The 19,012-nt window shown below is 66.2% G+C and carries 18 protein-coding genes; 10 read left to right on the forward strand and 8 right to left on the reverse strand.

All coding sequences use genetic code 11. The features are described 5' to 3' along the window. The first annotated feature begins 2 nt into the window (after positions 1–2). From QA861_RS24220 to QA861_RS24230, 3 genes are all read left to right on the forward strand, one after another. Positions 3–947: a cyclase family protein gene (locus tag QA861_RS24220; RefSeq protein WP_334590395.1), complete on the forward strand. Its 945-nt coding sequence runs from the start codon at positions 3–5 to the stop codon at positions 945–947. Beyond that, positions 944–1,459 carry a gluconokinase gene (locus QA861_RS24225; RefSeq protein ID WP_334590396.1) on the forward strand — a complete coding sequence of 172 codons (516 nt, stop codon included), beginning with the start codon at positions 944–946 and terminating at the stop codon, positions 1,457–1,459. The genes QA861_RS24220 and QA861_RS24225 overlap by 4 nt, the downstream gene beginning before the upstream one ends. A 175-nt stretch (positions 1,460–1,634) precedes the next feature. Further along, positions 1,635–3,215, forward strand: a complete 1,581-nt coding sequence (locus QA861_RS24230) for a GMC oxidoreductase (RefSeq protein ID WP_334590397.1) — start codon at positions 1,635–1,637, stop codon at positions 3,213–3,215. A 37-nt stretch (positions 3,216–3,252) separates the two neighbouring features. On the opposite strand, the gene QA861_RS24235 is transcribed toward QA861_RS24230, so the two are convergent. The 4 genes from QA861_RS24235 to QA861_RS24250 form a co-directional block, all read right to left on the reverse strand. After that, positions 3,253–4,293: a cytochrome d ubiquinol oxidase subunit II gene (locus QA861_RS24235; protein WP_334590398.1), complete on the reverse strand. Its 1,041-nt coding sequence runs from the start codon at positions 4,291–4,293 to the stop codon at positions 3,253–3,255. Next, positions 4,293–5,780, reverse strand: a complete 1,488-nt coding sequence (locus QA861_RS24240) for a cytochrome ubiquinol oxidase subunit I (RefSeq protein ID WP_334590399.1) — start codon at positions 5,778–5,780, stop codon at positions 4,293–4,295. Before QA861_RS24240 ends, QA861_RS24235 begins: the two co-directional genes overlap by 1 nt. A gap of 70 nt (positions 5,781–5,850) precedes the next feature. Continuing rightward, positions 5,851–7,188, reverse strand: coding sequence for an NAD(P)/FAD-dependent oxidoreductase (locus QA861_RS24245; RefSeq protein ID WP_334590400.1), 1,338 nt, complete (start codon positions 7,186–7,188; stop codon positions 5,851–5,853). 6 nt (positions 7,189–7,194) lie between these two features. After that, positions 7,195–8,034, reverse strand: a complete 840-nt coding sequence (locus QA861_RS24250) for an SDR family oxidoreductase (RefSeq protein ID WP_334590401.1) — start codon at positions 8,032–8,034, stop codon at positions 7,195–7,197. A 351-nt stretch (positions 8,035–8,385) separates the two neighbouring features. Between QA861_RS24250 and QA861_RS24255 the strand changes: the two genes are divergently transcribed. The 4 genes from QA861_RS24255 (at position 8,386) to QA861_RS24270 (ending at position 11,201) form a co-directional block, all read left to right on the forward strand. Further along, positions 8,386–8,745 (forward strand): hypothetical protein, encoded by a 360-nt coding sequence (locus QA861_RS24255; RefSeq protein WP_334590676.1) that lies wholly within the window; start codon positions 8,386–8,388, stop codon positions 8,743–8,745. A 468-nt stretch (positions 8,746–9,213) separates the two neighbouring features. Then, positions 9,214–9,600, forward strand: coding sequence for a type II toxin-antitoxin system RelE/ParE family toxin (locus QA861_RS24260; RefSeq protein WP_334590677.1), 387 nt, complete (start codon positions 9,214–9,216; stop codon positions 9,598–9,600). After that, positions 9,597–9,935, forward strand: coding sequence for an XRE family transcriptional regulator (locus QA861_RS24265; RefSeq protein WP_334590402.1), 339 nt, complete (start codon positions 9,597–9,599; stop codon positions 9,933–9,935). Before QA861_RS24260 ends, QA861_RS24265 begins: the two co-directional genes overlap by 4 nt. Positions 9,936–10,493: 558 nt before the next feature. Beyond that, positions 10,494–11,201, forward strand: coding sequence for a hypothetical protein (locus QA861_RS24270; RefSeq protein ID WP_334590403.1), 708 nt, complete (start codon positions 10,494–10,496; stop codon positions 11,199–11,201). A gap of 35 nt (positions 11,202–11,236) precedes the next feature. Here QA861_RS24270 and QA861_RS24275 read toward each other — a convergent pair whose 3' ends face one another. The 3 genes from QA861_RS24275 to QA861_RS24285 form a co-directional block, all read right to left on the reverse strand. Continuing rightward, positions 11,237–11,659: a hypothetical protein gene (locus tag QA861_RS24275; protein WP_334590404.1), complete on the reverse strand. Its 423-nt coding sequence runs from the start codon at positions 11,657–11,659 to the stop codon at positions 11,237–11,239. 223 nt (positions 11,660–11,882) lie between these two features. Beyond that, a complete protein-coding gene (locus QA861_RS24280) occupies positions 11,883–12,140 on the reverse strand; it encodes a hypothetical protein (RefSeq protein ID WP_334590405.1) in 258 nt (85 codons plus the stop codon). Then, positions 12,137–13,252: a DUF1152 domain-containing protein gene (locus QA861_RS24285; protein ID WP_334590406.1), complete on the reverse strand. Its 1,116-nt coding sequence runs from the start codon at positions 13,250–13,252 to the stop codon at positions 12,137–12,139. Before QA861_RS24285 ends, QA861_RS24280 begins: the two co-directional genes overlap by 4 nt. 78 nt (positions 13,253–13,330) lie before the next feature. Here QA861_RS24285 and QA861_RS24290 point away from each other — a divergent pair, with 78 nt between their 5' ends. Further along, complete coding sequence (locus QA861_RS24290) at positions 13,331–14,071, forward strand: GntR family transcriptional regulator (protein ID WP_334590407.1); 741 nt, start codon at positions 13,331–13,333, stop codon at positions 14,069–14,071. 188 nt (positions 14,072–14,259) lie between these two features. Further along, on the forward strand, positions 14,260–14,697 hold the full coding sequence (locus QA861_RS24295) for an ATP-binding protein (RefSeq protein ID WP_334590408.1): 438 nt from the start codon (positions 14,260–14,262) through the stop codon (positions 14,695–14,697). Between the two features lie 761 nt (positions 14,698–15,458). On the opposite strand, the gene QA861_RS24300 is transcribed toward QA861_RS24295, so the two are convergent. Beyond that, positions 15,459–16,382 (reverse strand): phosphorothioated DNA-binding restriction endonuclease, encoded by a 924-nt coding sequence (locus QA861_RS24300; protein ID WP_334590409.1) that lies wholly within the window; start codon positions 16,380–16,382, stop codon positions 15,459–15,461. A 397-nt stretch (positions 16,383–16,779) separates the two neighbouring features. Here QA861_RS24300 and QA861_RS24305 point away from each other — a divergent pair. Beyond that, positions 16,780–19,012 (forward strand): hypothetical protein (locus QA861_RS24305; protein WP_443041532.1); only part of this gene is annotated, 2,233 nt, incomplete at its 3' end.

Consider the following 19,012-nt stretch of genomic DNA (forward strand, 5'->3'; position numbering starts at 1 on the left):
TCGTGGTCACCCATGCCCGTCCGGCAGGACCGCCACGGCTCACCGAGGACGAGTTCGGCGTGCTGTACCGGCGCCTGCTCTCGCGCGCCGCCTGGGCCTCGGGGGACCGGGGCGCTCTGGACGCGCTCACTCCTGCCCGGGTGGTGGCCGCCACCCAGGAGGTGCGTACCGGCCGCACGGTGACGCTCGCCGCGCCGGTGGAGACGCTGCCCGGCCCGGACAATCCGGAGCCCGCGAGGCACCGGATGAGCGGGCAGCCGGGCGAAGACGCCTCCAGCGGGCTCCACTTCGCGATGGACAGCTTCGCGATGAACGTGCACGGTGACGCCGACAGCCATATCGACGCCCTGTGCCATGTGATCTACGACGGCACACTGCACGGCGGGGTGTCCGCGAGCAGTGTCACGGCGGACGGGGCCACGACTCTCTCCATCGAGGCGGCACGCGACGGGATCGCCGGACGTGGTGTGTTGCTGGACATCCCGCGGCTGCGCGGCGTGCCCTGGCTCGAACCGGGTGATCACGTGACCGGCGACGACCTCGCAGCGGCCGAGACAGAGCAGCGCGTCCGCGTGGGAGAGGGCGACCTCCTCCTCGTCCGGGTGGGCCACCGCCGACGCCGCGCCGAACTCGGCCCGTGGCATGCGGCACGTGAGCGCGCCGGGCTCCACCCGTCCGCGCTGGAGTTCCTCGCAGACCGGCGGGTCGCCGTGCTCGGGGGCGACGGGAACAACGACACCGCCCCGAGTTCCACCGAGGGCGTCGAGTTCCCCGTGCATGTCCTGGCGGTGCATGCGATGGGCCTTCACCTGCTGGACTACCTGCAGTTCGAGGACCTGGCACCGGTCTGCGAGGCGGAGGGACGCTGGTCCTTCCTCTGCGTGATCGCCCCGCTGAGGCTGCCGGCCGCCACCGGCTCACCGGTCAACCCGATCGCCGTCCTGTGATTCCGGTGCCCACGGTCGTGGTCGTCATGGGCGTCTCGGGTTCGGGCAAGTCCACCGTAGGGCGACTGCTCGCCCAGCGGCTCGCGGTCCCCTTTCTGGAGGCGGACGACGTCCACCCGGCCGCGAACCGCGCCAAGATGGCCGCGGGGCGTCCGCTCGACGACGAGGACCGGCGGCCCTGGCTGTTGTCCATCGCCGAATGGATCCGGGAGGCAACCGACGCCGGCCGGGGCGGGGTGGTGGCGTGTTCGGCCCTCAAGCACGAGTACCGACGTCTGTTTCTTGGTGCGGGCGCAGGCGTGTGGTTCCTGTATCTGGCGCTCGACCGCGGGACCGCCGGCCGACGGGTCGCAGGCCGTGTGGACCATTTCATGCCCGCCCGGCTGGTGGACTCCCAGTACGCCACCCTCGAACCGCTGCGGCCGGACGAACCCGGCCTGACCGTCGACGCGGTGGCCGACCCGCAGACCATCGTCGACCGGGCGGTCCGCACCGTCCGGGCGGCGAGGTGACCGCGCATGCTCGACTCCGTCGGGTCGCCGCCACGCGACCCGCCCGATAGTTTGGTAATTGGCGCTGAATGTCCCGATTGTGTGAGTGTCCGTCCGGAACAGCACAGCCCGGAGACCCCCCCGGACGGGCGCTACGGCCAGGACAGCCGACGACTCCTAGAACGGGATCCCTCTCATGGCCGACGATCAGCACTACGACGTCATCATCATCGGTACGGGAGCGGGCGGCGGTACGCTCGCCCACCGGCTGGCCCCCACCGGCAAGCGGGTCCTGATCCTCGAACGCGGCGGCTACCTGCCACGGGAGCGGGACAACTGGGACTCCACCGCCGTCTTCGTCAAGGGCAAGTACCGTGCCCCGGAGTTCTGGTACGACAAGCACGGCAACCAGTTCCCCCCGGAGGTCAACTACTACGTCGGGGGCAACACCAAGTTCTACGGCGCCGCGCTCTTCCGGCTCCGGCCCGAGGACTTCGGCGAACTGCGCCACCACGACGGCATCTCTCCGGCGTGGCCGATCCGCTACGAGGATCTGGAGCCGTACTACACCCAGGCCGAGCACCTCTACCTGGTGCACGGCCGGCACGGCGAGGACCCCACCGCAGGGCCGACCAGTGCGCAGTACGCCTACCCGCCGGTCGAGCACGAAGCGCGTATCCAGCAGCTCAGCGACGATCTGGGGAAAGCCGGCCTGCACCCCTTCCACCTGCCGATCGGTGTGAACCTCGCCCAGGACGAGAACGGCATGGCCACCCACGACAGCGTCTGCATCCGCTGCGACCGGGTCGACGGCTTCCCCTGCCTGATGGGCGCCAAGTCCGACGCGCAGGTGATCTGCGTCGACCCGGCGCTCACGTACGACAACGTCACGATGGTGACCGACGCGAACGTGCGGCGCCTGGAGACCGACCCGACCGGACGCACCGTCACCGGGGTTGTCGCCGAGCTCCGGAACGGAGCGACCGAGCGATTCAGCGCCGACATCGTGGTGGTCGCCGCCGGAGCGGTCAACTCCGCTGTTCTGCTGCTGCGTTCGGCCAACGACAAGCACCCCGGCGGCCTGGCCAACAGCTCGGACGTGGTGGGACGCCACTACATGCGTCACAACAACCTGGCGCTGATGGCGGTGTCGAAGGAACCGAACCCCACCAGATTCCAGAAGACCCTGGCGCTCAACGACTGGTACCTGGGTGCGGACGACTGGGAGTATCCGCTCGGCGGCATCCAGATGCTCGGCAAGTCGGACGCCGACCAGATCCACGGCGAGGCGCCACGCTGGGCCGGCACTGTCATGCCCGACATGCCCTTCGAGGTACTGGCGCACCATGCCGTCGACTTCTGGCTGTGCGGAGAGGACCTCCCCCTGCCCGGGAGCCGGGTCACCCTCGACAAGGACGACGCCATCCACCTGGCTCTCGACGAGAAGAACAACACCGCCGGTTTGAAGCGCCTCCAGCACAAGCTGCGGGGGATGCTCGGGCACCTGGGCATGCACGAGCACCACCTGCTGGATCACAGCATCTATCTGCACAAGGGCATGCCGATCGGCGCCACCGCGCACCAGGCCGGCACCGTGCGGTTCGGCGACGACCCGCGAAGTTCGGCCCTCGACGTCAACTGCAAGGCCCACGACCTCGACAACCTCTACGTCGTGGACACCAGCTTCTTCCCCAGCATCGGCGCGGTGAACCCGTCACTGACCGCCATCGCCAACGCCCTGCGGGTGGGCGACCACATCGCCGCCCGGCTGAGCTGACGAGGGCTCCGTCCCTCGGTGAACCGGCTGAGCGCCGCTACAGGTTGTCGCCAGGCGCCTTGGCGGCCAGGGTGTCGGCATCACTGAGCTCCTCCAGTTCGCCCATCGTGTCGAGCCGGTAGAGCAGCACCAGCGCCGGACCGACCAGCACGATCGCGATGCCCGTGACGATCACCAGCCAGCGCAGGGTGTGGGTGGCCCCGGCCGCCTCGGTCACGGTGAGCGAGGTGGGCAGCAGATAGGGCCGCTGCGCGCAGCCCCAGGCGCCGACGACCAGGGCGACGCTCGCCACCGAGGTGTGGCGGGACCAGCCGTACGACCGGCGCCACAGCAGCACCGCTGTGCCCAGACCGCAGACCGCGGCCAGAATGATCAGCAGCAGTCCCAGGCCCCCGGTGAGGCCGTCCCAGACGTACCGGGCGTCGTCGTGGGTGACGGGCAGGGCGATGAGGGCGAGGACGACGACCGCGGCGAAGGCGGTCATCGCCCGCGCTCGGAAGTAGTCGACAAGGTCGTCGGCGCCGAACCGCAGGGCGTCGGAGCAGAGGAAGACAGCCCCGAGGAACGCGGTGGCGGCGATGGCCAGCAGTCCCACGAGGACGGAGGTTCCATTGGCCCAGGCGTCGGCGGAGGCGATCGTGCCGGGCTTGACCCGGCCGGAGGCGATGCCGCCGAGCACGGCCCCGAAGAAGAACGGCGTGAGCAGCGACGAGATGGCGAACGCCGCGCCGTAGACCCGTTGTTGGGCCAGGCGGCGGGTCGGCTTGCGCAGGGCGAACCCGGCGCCGCGGAGGACCAGGCCGACAGCGGCCAGGGCGAGCGGCAGCCACAGCGCGGAGAAGACGGCCTGGAACATCCTCGGGAAACCGGTCCACATGATGACCAGGACGAAGATCAACCAGACGTTGTTGACCTCCCAGACCGGTGCCATGGCGTGGTCGATCAGCCAGCGGGGCCGCTTGCCCCGCTCCGCGCCGCCGGCCAGGAGATCCCAGAAGCCCGCACCGTAGTCGGTGCCTCCGGCGCAGGCGTAGGCGGCGATCGCGACCACCAGCACCCATGCGATGAAGTCGGCCATTACGACGCACCGCCAGGGGTGTGGTCGGACCCACCGGCGGGCGGGGCCCCGGCGGCTGCGGGCTCGGGCTCGCTTCTGGGCCCGTACGGGGTGTCGGTCTCCGGCGGCAGTTGGGCGCGCGCGGCGGCTGAGCCCTCGTCAGCGATGCGCCAGCGGGTGCGCATCTTCAGGACGACCGCGAGGAACGCGCCGAAAACGGCCACGTACACGACCATGACGATGCCGAGCATCGCCCACAGCGATCCGGCACGCGTACTGGTCACCGCCTCCGAGACCCTCATGTGGTTGTAGACGATCCAGGGCTGACGGCCGACCTCCGTGGTGATCCACCCACACTCGACGGTGACCAGGCACGCGACTCCCGCGAGCGCGGCGCAGCGGTAGAACCAGCGGCTGCCGGGGTTGTCCCGGTGCCGCCACCAGGACCAGGCGTACCAGAGCGCGAGCAGGATCAGCACACTGCCGATGGTCACCATGATGTCGAACGCCCAGTGCGCGATGGTCGCCTGAGTCGCCGTCGGGCGGTTGCTCGCCGCGACCGACGACAGGCCCGTCACCTTGGTGTCCGGGCGGAATCCGGCGAGGATCGAGTCCAGCTGGGGGATCTTGAGACCGCCGGAGATCGTCCCGTCGGGATGCAGGCGCCCGAACATGTACTCCGGCACGTGGGTGTCGGTCTTCCAGACGATCTCCGTGGCGGCGAACTTGATCGGCTGCTTGTGGAAGACGGCACGAGCGGCGGAGTCGCCGAGCACGAACTGGACCGGAGTGAGGATCGCGGCAACCGTGAACGGCACGGTGAAGCCGAGCCGGTGGTAGCGGTCACGGCGCCCGCGCAGCCACCCGACCGCGTACACACCGGCGACCACATAGCCGGCGGTCAGGAGCATCGCGACCACGAAGTGCCAGTACTCCGGACCGAACATCGGAGTGAAGATCGCCTGCCGCACATCGACGTCGACGGGCTTGCCCTGGGCGTCCAGGCGGAACCCCTGCGGAGTGTTCATCCAGGAGTTGGCCGCGACGATGCCGAACGCCCCCAACAGGGCGGTCAGCGGCAGCGGTACGGCGAGCCAGAAGTGTGTCCAGGGCTTGAGCCGGCGCCAGCCGTACAGATAGATGGCGATCAGGACGGCCTCCAGGAAGAACGCCCATGCCTCGACGCTGAAGCCGAGGCCGAAGACGTCCCCCCAGCGGCCCATCATGCCGGGCCACAGCAGGCCGAACTCGAAGGACAGCACGGTGCCGGTGACGACGCCGATGGCGAACTGGACGGCCATCACCGCCGACCAGCGCCGGGCGAGTTTGAGGGCGACGGCATCACCCCGGCGCAGCGCCCGGTGGTGCATGAGCAACGTGATGAACGGCAGTGCCACACCGAACGGGACCAGCAGAATGTGCATGGCCAGCGTGAAGGCCATCAGCTCTCGGGCCGGCAGGAGCTGGGTCGGGGTGGTGTTCGCCAGAAGGGCAGCGGTGCTGAGCATGTACGCCTCGATGGTCTGCCGTGCGGAGGGGGGTGACGGGACTGACGGGGGGACGTCGGCGGGGGCGTTCTCAAGGAGACGGAGGCAGCTTCGGCCGGGCTGCCCGGGCCGCCGACACTTCGGCGTCGGGCATGGTGAAGGCGCGTTCGCGGCGCGAGCCGGTGGCGAAGACGACGGACCAGCTGAGCACCGCTCCGAGCCTGCTGCGGAAGCCGGTGAGGAAGGCCAGGTGGATGAAGAGCCAGGCCAGCCAGCCGGTGAAGCCCGACAGATGCAGCGGTCCGGCCTTGACCACGGCCCGGCCGCGGGCGATGTAGGCGGCACTGCCGAGATCCACGTACTTGAAGGGCTTCGGCGGTCTCGTCCTGCCCTCGACGGCGTGGCGTACGGTCCGGCCGGCGTACGCACCCGACTGCATGGCGACCTCGGCCAGGCCGGGCAGTTTGTTCAGGCTCATCACGTCACCTGTGACACGGATCTCCGGATGGCCGGGGACGGTGAGGTCGGGTTCGACGAGGATGCGTCCGGCCCGGTCCTGTTCGGCGCCGGTCGCCCGGGCCAGCGCGGCCGCGATCGGCGGTGCCTCGACGCCCGCCGTCCACAGCACGGTGCGTGCGTCGAAGCGGGTCGTCCCGCCTTCATGGTCTTGTACCGTCAGGCCGTGCGCGTCGATATCGATGACCTTGGTGCCCAGGTGGAGCTCCACACCGAGCCCTTGCAGGGTTCGGGCCGCGCGGTGGGCCAGTCGAGGGCCGAAGGCGCCCAGGACCGCGTCGGACCCCTCGAAAAGCAGCACCCGGGCCTTGGCCGAATCGACTTTTCTGAACTCCCGGTCGAGCGTGTGGCCGGCGATCTCCCGGATCTGTCCCGCGAGTTCGACACCGGTCGGCCCGGCGCCGACGAGCGCGAAGGTGAGCCATTGCTGCCGTTCCCGGTCGTCCGCGGCCGTCTCGGCCATCTCGAACGCCCGGTAGATCCGTCGGCGGATGTCGAGCGCGTCGTCCAGGGTTTTCATCCCGGGGGCGTGCGCGGCGAACTCGTCGTGCCCGAAGTAGGACTGACGCATACCCACCGCGACGATCAGGTCGTCGTACGGCAGTACGACGGCTCCGCCCTCGGGTCGCCGGGCGTGCACCAGCCGGGCGCCGGCATCCACGTCGGTGGCTTCGGCGAGCACGCAGCTCACGTTGTGGTGGCGCCGCAGAACCCCCCGGAGCGGCTGTGCGATCTGTCCCTCGGACAGGATCCCGGAGGCACACTGGTACAGCAGCGGTTGGAAGAGATGGTGGGCGCGGCGGTCGACCACGGTCACCGCGACCGGTGACTTCCGTAGGGCACGGGCGGCGAACAACCCCGCGAACCCTCCGCCGAGGATCACCACCCGGCGGGGCGTGACGTGATCCTGCATCCGAGATCAGCCTCCGGTGGCGAAGCCGGGGAAAAGCGTCATTCCGCCGTCGACGTAGAGGGTGGTGCCGACGACGTAGTCGAGCAGGTCGGACGCCATGGCGACCACGGCGTTGGCGATGTCGTCCGGGTCGCCTACGCGGCGATACGGGATCAGGCGCAGGAGATCGGCCTCGGCCTCGGGGGTGGACCAGGCGTCGCGGTTGATCGGCGTGCGGATGGCGCCGGGCGCTACCGCGTTGACCCGGATCCTCTTGGGGGCCAACTCCTGGGCGAGGGTCTGCATCATCATGCCCACACCGCCCTTGGAGGAGGCGTAGTTCACGTGCCCCGACCACGGGACGATCTGGTGGACCGAGCTCATGCAGATGATCTTTCCCGCCGAACGGGAGACCTCCTCCACCACACCTCGCCGGATGAACTCCCTGGCGGCCTCGCGCGCGCACAGGAACTGGCCGGTCAGGTTGACGTCGATGACCTTCTGCCACTGGGCGAGCGTCATCTCCGTCACGGCCGCGTCGCGTTGGAGGCCCGCGTTGGCCACCATGATGTCGATGGTGCCGAACTCCTCGACCATCCGCGCGACCATGGCGGTCACCTGGTCCTCGTCGGACACGTCGGCCTCGTGGGCGTAGGCGCGGACACCGAAGCCCTCGATCTCCTTGACGACGTTCTCGGCATCCTCGGCGCCGACGACGTAGTTCACCACGACGTCCGCTCCGGCCCGCCCCAAAGCGATGGCGGTCGCCAGGCCGATGCCCGAGTTGGCGCCGGTCACCAGCGCCTTCTGGCCCCTGAGAAGCTGCGCGGACACCATCCCGCGGCTCTCGTTGACGTTTCCTGCCATCACGCTCTCTCCTTGTGCGTTCGGAGGGTCGCCCTCAAGGACCGGGCAACGCGGAGGAGGAAGGCTGGGCGTCGGCCGACCCGTCGGGACAGACACGGGAGCCGTCGCATACCCGGCCCCCAGACAAAAGCACCCTGCACCTCGGATGGGACAGATCGGCGCGCACCGCAGCCCTACTTCGGCCGGGCACGTCACGCGGTCGGACTACGAGCCGCCCCCGAACCCTCCCCTCAGGCTGACTGACTTCGTGCAGGCCATGGCTGCAGCGTTGTGCCGCACTGAACTCAACGGCCGATAACCGAGGACCCTTCGCGCCGCATCGACGAGAACGTCCTGGTGCAGAGGGTGGAGATGCTCAGGCGGCTGCTGCCTGGACATGAGGTACGCCACGTCAGCGAGATCAAGTGGACAGGGAAGAAGGATCTCGCCCTCCTTCCGGACGCGGCGAAGAGAGGCTTTGAAGCCTTCCTCACCAAAGACGGACGTCAGCTGGAGGATCCGTCGGAGACGGCCGCCATCAAGAAATCCGGCATGCATCACATTCGGTTCAGCCACGGCCACAAAGGCATGGCGGGCCTCGGGTTGGCCATGGGCGCTGTGATCGCCCCTATGCCTCTGATCGTCCGTGAACTCGACACGGCGGAAACTTCAGCAGCTCGTTCATGTCAAAGGGCTGAACCCCGGCAGCAAGCAGCGGTTCGATCTGGTTGACCCCGTCAAGGAACCGCCTCGCTACTGGCCGCGCTAGTTAGGGCACGCCACTCAGAAATTGGTCTAGACAAAAAACAAACCCCAGGTCGCTGACCTGGGGTTTCATCATGGAGCGGGTGACGAGAATCGAACTCGCACTCTCAGCTTGGGAAGCTGCGGGCAGTTGGGGCTGGTTCGGGCGCTGACCTGGGCGAACGGCCGGGGCAGCGCCTCGTCGTGCTCGGCTGCTTTCACCGTGGTTCCCTGCTGTTCCCCGCTGGATCTGGTGCGGTTGTGGTGCGGCACGCTCCGGTCTCTTCGACGCCATTCCGGACCTCCAAGCGAAAGCCAGGAGGGCTTCCCGCCTCGTGTGGCCTACCCGGGCGAACCCTCGGCGCCGGCGGGCCTGCGCGAGTTCGCCCAGCACGTGCCCTGAGCGTCGGCGCCGGACAGGCCGGCCACCTCAGTTAGGTTAACTCTTGCGTTAACATTGTTGTCGTGGCTCAATGGGAAGTGGTTCTCGTCGGGGAGGTCGCGGAGTGGTTCGAGGCGCTGGCTGAAGAGGACTGGGACAGCTCTGAACAGGTGGAAGACGCCATCGACATGTTGGCGGCAACGGGCCCGACGCTCGGCCGTCCGCTGGTCGATCGGATCAAGGGTGCTGAGAACCATCACCTGAAGGAGTTGAGGCCGGGATCATCCGGGAGCAGCGAGATCCGCATCCTCTTCGCCTTCGATCCGGTGCGCAGGGCAGTACTGCTTGTGGCTGGCGACAAAGCTGGAAACTGGCAGCGCTGGTACGACATCAACATTCCGCTTGCTGAGGAGCGGTACCAGGCACATCTGGCTGATCTTGAGACCAGGGAGTACGAATGAGCACCGTGAGCTGGGAGCAGACGAAGCGCAAGGCGCGCGAGCGGCGTGAGGCCGCCGGGTTGCCCGTGCGGTCGGCTCAGGAGAAGCAAGCGGCCATGAACCGACTGACTGCGGAGGTGCGCGCTCACAAACTCGCGGAGGTCAGGTGCGAGCAGGCGCTGACGCAGCGCCAAGTCGCCACATCTATGGGGGTCTCTGCGCCTCGGGTTTCCGCGATCGAGCATGGTGAGGTGGATCGTGCGGAGGTCGCCACCCTACGAGCCTATGTGGAAGCGCTCGGCGGTCGACTGCGGGTAGTCGCAGACTTCGGGGATGCCGAGTACACCGTCGCCTGAGACGCTTTCCTTGGAGGCGGTGAGGTCACTTCGGGAGCGGGCACTCTCAATAACAGCAAGGCCCAGGTCGCTGACCTGGGCCTTCTCCATGGAGCGGGTGACGAGAATCGAACTCGCACTCTCAGCTTGGGAAGCTAAGGGTGTTTAGGGCTCGTTCTGGGGTTGACCTGCGGCGGAGCAGCGCCGGGGCTATATGGGCGGTCGACAGGCTCCCCGGTGTTCCCCGTGGTTTCCCGCAGGATCTGGCACGGGTCTGGCACGAGTTGGGAGAGGGCCTGGTAGATCGCAACGGTGACGGCATCGAAACTCCCTGACACGCGCACCTGCTGGCCCGTAATGTCGCCAGATTAATGAGGATCACTTGAACAGAGGTGATGAATGGCTCCACGCCTGCGGCGTTTGTGCGCCTTCTGCGGCAGCCCAGGGAAGATCACGGACGAGCACCTGTGGCCGCAATGGATGGGAAAGTACACACAGGCGACCGAACCAACACGATCCACTCGGTCTCTAGGTTTCGGCCACCAAGAGGCCGACACAATCACGATATATCCGGATGCCATGCGTGAGCGTCAAGGCTCCGTCCTGGGCTTCGTCGCGAGAGAGGTCTGCAGAGACTGCAACGGCGGCTGGATGAGCCGGCTTGAGATGAAGACCGAGCGCCTCGTCGTGCCCCTCATGCAAGGGAAGCGGGTACTGCTGGACGAAGAAAAGGGCACCGCTCTGGCGACGTGGGCCACGAAGACGGCGTGGGTGAATGAATTCATCGGCCGCCCGGGGCCTGATCCCACTCCGCAGCCGCTCACTACGCCAGCCATGCGCCGCCACTTGATGGACCACTTCACCCCGCCACAGCACACTCGGGTTTGGATCGCCTACCACCAGGGCCTCTATCACCTCGATATTCGTGCCGCTGAACTGCGTATCAGCCCATCACCGAATCCAGATGATCCCGAGGTCTACACCGCTCTGTTCACGGCACTGACCGTGGACAAACTAACCATTCTGGTTTGGACCGCAGAGACAGATCGAGTGATCGCGCCACAGCTCCCCGCCAGCTACTGGCACCCGGTGTGGCCGTTCCAGGCGGAGTTCATCTGGCCGTTGCAACGCACGGTGAACGATCTGGCCATCGATACAACTCTGACCCGACACTCCCAACGCCATCCGCTTCCGCCTCACCACCGCGTCGTGCAGGGAGAGTTAGAGGCAGGCATACGCAGACTCAATGAACTGCGTGGCCAACCTCCCCGCGACTCGACCCCGTGATCCCCCGAACCAGCACCACTGCGCACCTTCCCTGTTCAACGGCCGGTGACGCTCACCGCGTGATGATGGAGTCCCTCAGAGACCCATAGGCGGGTGACTCCTTCGTCCCGAAGCAACTTGGGACGCCGCCGTCCTGAGCCTGCTGCGGCTGGCACCTGCGCGGATGGTCCGCAGACGTCCATGGTTGTTCGCGGCTGTGCGTCGTGGTTGTCACGCAGTGAGACACTCATGGTGCGCGTCTGATGGTGCTCCGCGGCGGCACCATCGCGGTACTCCAGTTGGTAGGTGTTGTTGTCGCACAACAGAACCTGGATGTACCAGGTGCCTTCTCGGTCCTCGTTCTGTCTCTCTAGGACCGTGTGTTCGTTGCCGCGTCGCAGGTTGGCGAGCATGGCGCCTATGGCCGGCTTCGAGGCGCGCTTCACCACGTGTCCCTGGGCGTTCGTCGCAATCAGCATGAGCAGATCGTGCCGGACAGGTCTGACAGTTCGCTTGGTCGGAGGGGACGGATCCTTCTCTGAACTCGTGCACCCCAGGCGTACTCGTGTAGATGAGATGGCAAGTTGCGTGTCAGAGTGACCCGCGTGAGCCCGGAGATCGGGTTTGCATGTCGCATCTTGTATGGATGACGCGCCCGGTGGAGCGGAGCGCAGCCAGGGCTTGAAACCGTAGAGAAGGTTGTTATCCAGTGGTGCCGGGCTCACTCGTCGTGCTGCTGGGCGGGTTGTCGGCCGTGATGATGCGAGCCTGTTTCGCGGCGCGCTGAATGGCCTGGGCTACCTGCTCGGCGTCATCGGCGGACAGCAGGACTTCCTGCGTCCAGAGGATCGATAGCCTGACAGTGCCGTCGAGTAGGTGCACGGCGACGTCAACTTCGGTCCCGGTACCTGCCACGTCTCGGATAGTGTCCAGCCCGAAGTCACTGGAGAACGCGCTCAAGTGACTGTCCCCGCGCCGGAATCGAGCGAGGCGATGCGCCAAAGGGGCGCCGTGTACTGCTCCGGTCGGTTGTTGATGAGTAGTCGGCGCAGGTCACCGCGCTGTGAGCCGTTGAGGTTCAGGACCTCGGTGAGGTGGCGGAACGTCGTGTGAGTGACTCCGCGGCTTCGGGCTTCCGCCTCGAACTGGGTGAGTTGGAGTAGCACCGATTCGGCGTCGAACTTTGCCGGCCGTTGCTCCTTGAGCCAGAGGGCCTTGTTGCGCTCGTAGTCGATTTCGGAGAAGCCGCACACCTCGCGGCTCAGTGTTTCAACCTGGTCCAGGGTGGTGGTCGACATGATGGCGCGGGCCAACTCGTTGCGGTTCAACGCCTCGTCCAGGTCGACCTCGTGGACCGTCGGACTTTCGTCCGTGAGGGGGATGGCAAGTCCGGAGTCTCGGACCTCGCACGTGCCGCGTGCGCCTCGGGCTGTTGCCGCGAGCATGCCTGTTGCCTCTGAGGGGTGCCATTCCAGGACCGGGCTGATCGGCTCGACGTCCTCAGCAGTGAAGGTGTGGACGCGTGGGCCGAGCATGCGTTGCAGGGCCTCGTGTGAGAGTTCGCCGTCGAGGCCGGGGCCTGCGACCAACAGGCGTATGTGGGTGCCCATTTGACCGCATGCTGCCAGTGTCAGGGAGTCGGCTATTGGGCTCTTCAGCGTCGGTTCGTCGCCTCGGGCCAGCACGTCGCCGCCGACGTCCAGGAGATCGATGGAGGTCGGCTGCAAGTGGGTGACCAGCTCTTCGAGTTGCCTCGTGACGCCCTCGGCGCCCTGCCTCGGGTCGATCAGAGCGAAGATGTGCGGGAGTTCTGCCGCTAGTCGAGGGAGCGTGGAACCTGCCGGTGCGATTGCGCGGGCTTTTGCCGGCACCTTCCAGACGCCCGGGGTGAGCGGTTCGAGGCCGGTGAAGTCGGCGGGTCCTCGGGGGCCCGGTACCGGGTCGATCAGCAAGCGGTCCCACGCGTGCGTGAGGATCACCGCCCGCTCGCTGTCGCCGTACAGGGCGGCGTCAAGCATCGCGGCGGCGACTGCGTCGCCCCCTCCGCCTGCTGCGACGATCAACCGCGTCATGGGTCCAAGGGTACGGGGAGGCGTTGACCGATCACTCTATAGTGGCTAGAGGCTATAGCCACTTGGCGAGGAGGGGACATGCCTAAGATTGAGGAGGCGCAGCCGAAGTACCTGCAGATCGCGCACTTCATCCGTGATCAGATTCTTCGGGGTGACCTTCGGCCAGGGGACGAGGTTCCTTCCGAGCGGCAGTTGGCGGCGGTTTGGAAGGTGTCCAGGCCGACGGCGGCGCGGTCGTTGGAGGCGCTGAGTCATCAGGGGCTCGTCGAGAAGCGGCAGGGGTCCGGCACGTACGTCCGCAGTCTGGAAGTGAACCGGCGGGCACGTGAGTTGTATGGGCGGGCCCGGCAGACCGGGAAGATCTACACGCCTGGTGAGTACGCGGTGATCACTTCGGCCGGGTGGCTGGATGCCCCGGATCACGTTGCTGAGGCGTTGGGCCTGGTGAAGGACCGCCGGGCCGTGCATCGACGGCGTGTGACCAACAACCAGGAAGCGCCCATCGCGCTGTCCACCTCGTGGTTCGCGCCGGACATCGGCCAGAGAGCGCCCAAGCTTCTGGAAACGGAACGGATCCAGGAGGGCACCCTGATGTACGTCGAGAACATGACGGGACGACAGGGGAGTTACGCCGAAGACCGCATGTGTGCCCGGCAGGCGACCGACGAGGAGGCAGCGGACCTCCAACTTGGGCGGACCGCAGCCGTCTTGATCGTGCATCACGTCGTCTTCGACCTCCAGGACCGGCCGTTGGAGTTCGCCGAAGCCATTTATCCGCCGCACCGCTGGGCGTTCGAACAGGGGTACCCGCTCACCTGATGGTTGGTCTTCTCGGCGATCTGCTTGCGCGCCACAAGTGGCTAATGCCACTATCCAGTAAGTGGCTAAGGCCACTTGATCGGAAGAGGGCGTGGAGTGACGAGTCAGTGGCTGCCGCCGACCGCACCAGTGCCACATCGAAGCGGCGCTGCCTCGACTGCGATGGCGGCGGCAAGGAGTGAACGCGGATGGCTTACAGGATCGACCGCTACCCCTCTGAGGACTCGCCGCGGCTCGGAGCGATGACCTTGCATCCGACGCCGGAGTCCGTCCCCCGGGCCCGACGTTGGTTCCGGAAGTTCATCGCTCCGTACAATCCTGCCTGCTCGGTCGATGACTGCGAGCTGATGATCTCGGAACTGGTCACCAACGCCATCTGCTACGGGAAGGCTGAGGCATCCTGGGTCGTGCGCGTGGAGTGGTTCCGGGAGGAGACCTCGCTGCGGGTCGAGGTGCACAACCCGGGCTTCCCTGTGAACGTGCGACTCCGGTGCCCCGACGCCAACGACGCACACGGGCGCGGGCTGCTCCTCGTCAACTCGATCGCGGAGTCGTGGCACTCCGGGCCCAGTCGCTTCGGCGGAACGGTGGTCTCCTTCGTGGTGGCCGATGCCTGGCCGTCGTGACGAGGGGGGTGAGGTCCGTCGGTAGTGCGTCGGCGGATTCGTCGCTGGCATGGTTGGCCGGCTGACTTGGCCGAACTCGACAGGCGGCTGTGCTCACGGCGTGCGACGTGAAGGCATCTGGTGCAGCAGGAAGTCTCTGCCGGGCTCGACGCGACCGTCCGCAAGGCATGCCAGGAGCCTGCTGCCGTGCCAGAACCGGAAACGGCCGACCCCGGCGATCAGCGTTCTGGCGCGAATCTGGCACGCGGCGAATAATCGACGGCGACAGCAAAAAGGCCCCGGTCGATGACCTGGGCCTTAGTTCTTGATCATGGAGCGGGTGACGAGAATCGAACTCGCACTCTCAGCTTGGGAAGCGACGGCGCTCGGTCGGCCGCATGACCGCTGACCTGCGCGGATGCCGTCACGGTGTCGTGGCCGTGCGGCCTGATGGCACCGCTGTTGACCGTGGTTGACCGGTCTTAAGGGCACGCTATGGGCACGCAGCCCGATCGGAGTCACCGATAGTCCCGCTCGGCGTCTGACGAGCAGCCGAGCCTTGGGAGCAGTGGCGGCCGGAGAAACGCCATTGCAGGAGCACACGGAGGGGTTCGGCGACGGCCGAACAATTCGAGGAGCGAGGGGGCGCGGAGGTTCCCACAACGCGGGGCTGCTCGGGTTGGACACTGCCGAGCCGATAGAGCTGGCCGACTCCAGGGGGACAGGGGCGACGAGAAGGTGTTCGCTATCAGGGAGCGCGAAGGCCATGAAGTAGGTCAGGGTCAAGAGCTGCTTGTGCGGCCGCGGATCCGGCAGGCCGCGTCGGCAGGGCGTGCGGTGCCGTGGAAGACCTGGCTGGCGTGCCAGGCGCGGTGGTCGGCTGCGACAGGGCGTACGCCTGGCTGTGGGCCGATGAGCGGACGTCCCGCGAGTGCGATGACGTGCTCGCGGGCGGCGGGGCTGTGGCCGACGAACTGCTGGGCGACGAGTATGCGGTGGCCGTCGTCGACTCCGAGGACGCCCTTGTCGAAGAGCTTGTGGTGCAGCGAGCAGAGGCACAGCCCGTTGTCGATGTCGTCCGGTCCGCCGAAGGCCCACCAGCGTACGTGTGCGGCTTCCAGCCCGACCGGGACCGTGCCGATCCTGCCGTCGTAGCCGCAGAAGGCGCACCGGTACTCGTAAGCGGTGAGCACCAGTTCGCGCATTCGGCGGTCTCGCTGTCTGCGGGTTGGCATGAGGTGCCCGGTCTCCGAGGGTTCCAGTGCCAGGCCGACGGCTTCGCACAGGTCACCGTGGAGGGAGGGCGGGAAGTGCAGGTCGAGCAGTAACCGCGCCATCCTCCCCAGCAGTTCGGGTTCGGCTCGCAGGGCGGTTCTGAGTTCCGGTGCGAGCCGGCCGGTGGCGCCCGTCTCCCGGAGGGCTCGCACTCCGGTCCCGGGGCTGCCGGGCCCGCGGTCGGTACGTACTTCCCACACGCCGTCGCTGATGAGGTGGTGGAACGGGTAGGCGGGAGTTGTCCTGTTGGGCGGGCCGTACTCGGTGAGCAGAAGCTGCAGGTCCTTCTCCACTGCGCTGTAGCGGAGTTCGCTGTCGGTGTCCTGTTGGAACCGGCCGAGGGCGTGCAGGAGCAGCAGTGGCTTGTGCGGGGCGCGCGTTCCGCTCCTGCTCCACTGTCTGAGCTTCGCGATCCGCCCGAGCCAGTCCATGGCCGGTGATCGTAGTGAGGTTTCGAGTTGAGTGCGTCGGAGTCCCGATCGAACGTCGCTGGAGCCCAAACCCGTGTGGGGCTGCCCCCAACACGCTTTCCAAGCCTGCGTGCGGCTGTCCAGAAAGGTTCGTCAACGTCCTGACCTGCGGCTGAACCAGCCTATCGGTGATGCCGACGCCGAGACGGTTTCCCGTTGCGGTGATCAGGAAACTCGACACTCCATGATTATTTGCAGCCGTATCTGCGCTTCTACACACCGATCCATCACCAAGAGGACCAATACCGACTCCGTTTAGGGCCAACGACGACGATAATGGAACCCTGCCCCCACCCCGTGGCCGCGAAGGGCGAGTAGTCCTGCTGGCGAGGAGCGGAAAGCCGCTAAGGAGAACTGCATGACGGACTGGCACCCCCTGCCGCTTGGATCGTCGCTCAATGCCACACCGTCGGCTCTTGCACCCGCGCCGGTGATCGGAAAGCTCGAGCTGCTTCCCTTCAACGCCCTGTCATGGGAGGACTTCGAACGTCTTCAATGGCGGGTGATGCGTGACGTGGAGGGTCTACGCCATGCTCAGTTGTATGGAGATCGCGGCCAAGCACAGTACGGTCTCGACGTCGTTGCCCTAGCACCAGATGGCAGCGGAACTGCGCTCCAAAGCAAGAAGTACAAACGGTTCGGTGCGGCGGATATAAAGGCGGCTGCAAATAAGTTCCGCACGACAGTACGTCCTTTCTCGGTCGATCGCCTCATCATCGGCGTGGCCCGCACCGTCCGAAGCACCAGAGCGGTCGAAGAGCTTGCGATCCAGCGCAAAGCGCTCCATCCGATCGGCTTGGAGTTGTGGGATGAGCAGGAGTTGTCATACCTCCTAAGAGGGCGGCCAGAGATCGTTATCGAGTTCTTCGGAATGCCCACCGCCGAGGCATTCTGTCTCTCTTTTAAGGTAGACGTGGCCGTCGTACCTAATGCGGAGGTTGTGGCTGTTCGTGAGGCGATCGCCCGGACGCCTGAAGTCACCACCGGCGCACAAAACTTCTTCGACGATGCAGCCGCAGTATCAGATCCTTCGCAAGCGCTCTCGCTCATCGAAGCGGGGCAAGCGAAACTACGTGACGCGGGATTCGGGCCGCATGCCGCGCAACACGATAAGGATCGCGTTCGACTGCTTGCGAGCGTAGGACGAGCTGACGAAGCCGCACGCTATGTACTGGACGATTTCTGGGCCGCTCTCGATCAAGGGTTGTCGGCAACTGCGCAGATCACGCGATCTCAGCTCGATGAGCTATCAAGATCTGCAGCGGGGAATGAGCAGGTTAAGCTCTATCAACGCGTTAGCGAGGTTGCCATCGACCTCTACATGAATCCCACCGCGTTCGTTCCAGATATCGGCGGCCTCCGGATCGGAGATCTCCTTGATCAGATTCGACTCGCGCTACTCGCTGGCGAGACGGCTTTGGTGAACGACGACCGCGAGTGGCTGACGAAAGCCAATCCGGTCTTCGTCGATCTTTCCAGCATCTCATCGATCGACCGGGTGCTGCGCACACGGCTAAGACTGCTTCTCGCGGAGACCACTGCAGACTGGTCAGAACTGCTTACCGACGCCCGCAAGCTGAATCTTGGACATGACCTATTGGGCCTGGTGACTGCACGTTACGCGCGCGATTGCGCCCTGCATCAAAAGTTCAAAGAGGCCGATCTCGCATGGGACGAAGCTTCCGGTTCTGCATCGTTGGCGCGACAGTGGGGCGAAGCATCAACATGGATCTTCAGCCGTCGAGCCTTTCGAACACATTGGAACCCTTTTACCGGCAACGACCTACTTCCTCTGCAGACAGCAATTCGTGGAATGGGAACTTCTTCACCTCTCGTGCCTACCGCAGGCAGCGCTTATGAGGACGCGCTGACCGCGTTGAGTGACCAGAAACTCCGGTCTGCGGCAATTTCGGCCCAACGTGCGCTGCGGGACGCTGTGACAGTAAGTGACTGGGTCGGAGAAGAGCGCGCCCGGCGGGTTCTCGCCACGATTCTCATCGAGTCCGACGAGCCAGCACTGGCGGCTCGCCACCTCATCCGAGCGGGCGCGACCAAAGCTATCGAGGCCCTTGGCAAGTCTCTTCCTCGCGAGTTCATCGACGTCCTCGCCGAGTTGGACGCGCCCAACTATTGGGCAGTCGGCACAAGCTACCGCTTGCTCGCGACACAGGCAGACCTCGTACCAGACGACCTCGTCGGCGATTTGTCAGAGCACCTCGTCGATGAGCTAACGGCGGCAGAGGCGGGGTCCAGGCCGGACCTACGGGCATTCTCCACCTCGAGATACAACAACGCGGTCAAGGCACTGGCCGGCATCGCCGACCGTCTCGATTCGACTCGCGCGCACAACGTACTGAGCCACTTTGAGAAGCAGCCACCTGTAGAAGAAAATCACTACCGATACCACGATGAGGACGAAGCCATCGCGGTAGCCAAGGTCGCACTCACTCGCCCTCCGCTCGCGGCGCGCGCCATCACACATCTGGTAACGCTGCTCGGCCGTTCGCAAGGGTCACGCAACAGCATCACGCTGGACGCGATCGACAAGAATCGATCGCTCGCCCACGACGCATTTACCACCCTCGCAGCAG

The organism is Streptomyces sp. B21-083 (assembly GCF_036898825.1).
Classification (GTDB): Bacteria; Actinomycetota; Actinomycetes; order Streptomycetales; family Streptomycetaceae; genus Streptomyces.

Excerpts from the sequence above, each read along its gene's own strand:
- QA861_RS24230 (WP_334590397.1), top strand. The coding sequence starts at position 1,635 with ATGGCCGACGATCAGCACTACGACGTCATCATCATCGGTACGGGAGCG.
- QA861_RS24235 (WP_334590398.1), bottom strand. The coding sequence starts at position 4,293 with ATGGCCGACTTCATCGCATGGGTGCTGGTGGTCGCGATCGCCGCCTAC.
- QA861_RS24240 (WP_334590399.1), bottom strand. The coding sequence starts at position 5,780 with ATGCTCAGCACCGCTGCCCTTCTGGCGAACACCACCCCGACCCAGCTC.
- QA861_RS24245 (WP_334590400.1), bottom strand. The coding sequence starts at position 7,188 with ATGCAGGATCACGTCACGCCCCGCCGGGTGGTGATCCTCGGCGGAGGG.
- QA861_RS24250 (WP_334590401.1), bottom strand. The coding sequence starts at position 8,034 with ATGGCAGGAAACGTCAACGAGAGCCGCGGGATGGTGTCCGCGCAGCTT.
- QA861_RS24255 (WP_334590676.1), top strand. The coding sequence starts at position 8,386 with ATGCTCAGGCGGCTGCTGCCTGGACATGAGGTACGCCACGTCAGCGAG.
- QA861_RS24265 (WP_334590402.1), top strand. The coding sequence starts at position 9,597 with ATGAGCACCGTGAGCTGGGAGCAGACGAAGCGCAAGGCGCGCGAGCGG.
- QA861_RS24270 (WP_334590403.1), top strand. The coding sequence starts at position 10,494 with ATGCGTGAGCGTCAAGGCTCCGTCCTGGGCTTCGTCGCGAGAGAGGTC.
- QA861_RS24275 (WP_334590404.1), bottom strand. The coding sequence starts at position 11,659 with ATGCTGATTGCGACGAACGCCCAGGGACACGTGGTGAAGCGCGCCTCG.
- QA861_RS24285 (WP_334590406.1), bottom strand. The coding sequence starts at position 13,252 with ATGACGCGGTTGATCGTCGCAGCAGGCGGAGGGGGCGACGCAGTCGCC.
- QA861_RS24290 (WP_334590407.1), top strand. The coding sequence starts at position 13,331 with ATGCCTAAGATTGAGGAGGCGCAGCCGAAGTACCTGCAGATCGCGCAC.
- QA861_RS24295 (WP_334590408.1), top strand. The coding sequence starts at position 14,260 with ATGGCTTACAGGATCGACCGCTACCCCTCTGAGGACTCGCCGCGGCTC.
- QA861_RS24300 (WP_334590409.1), bottom strand. The coding sequence starts at position 16,382 with ATGGACTGGCTCGGGCGGATCGCGAAGCTCAGACAGTGGAGCAGGAGC.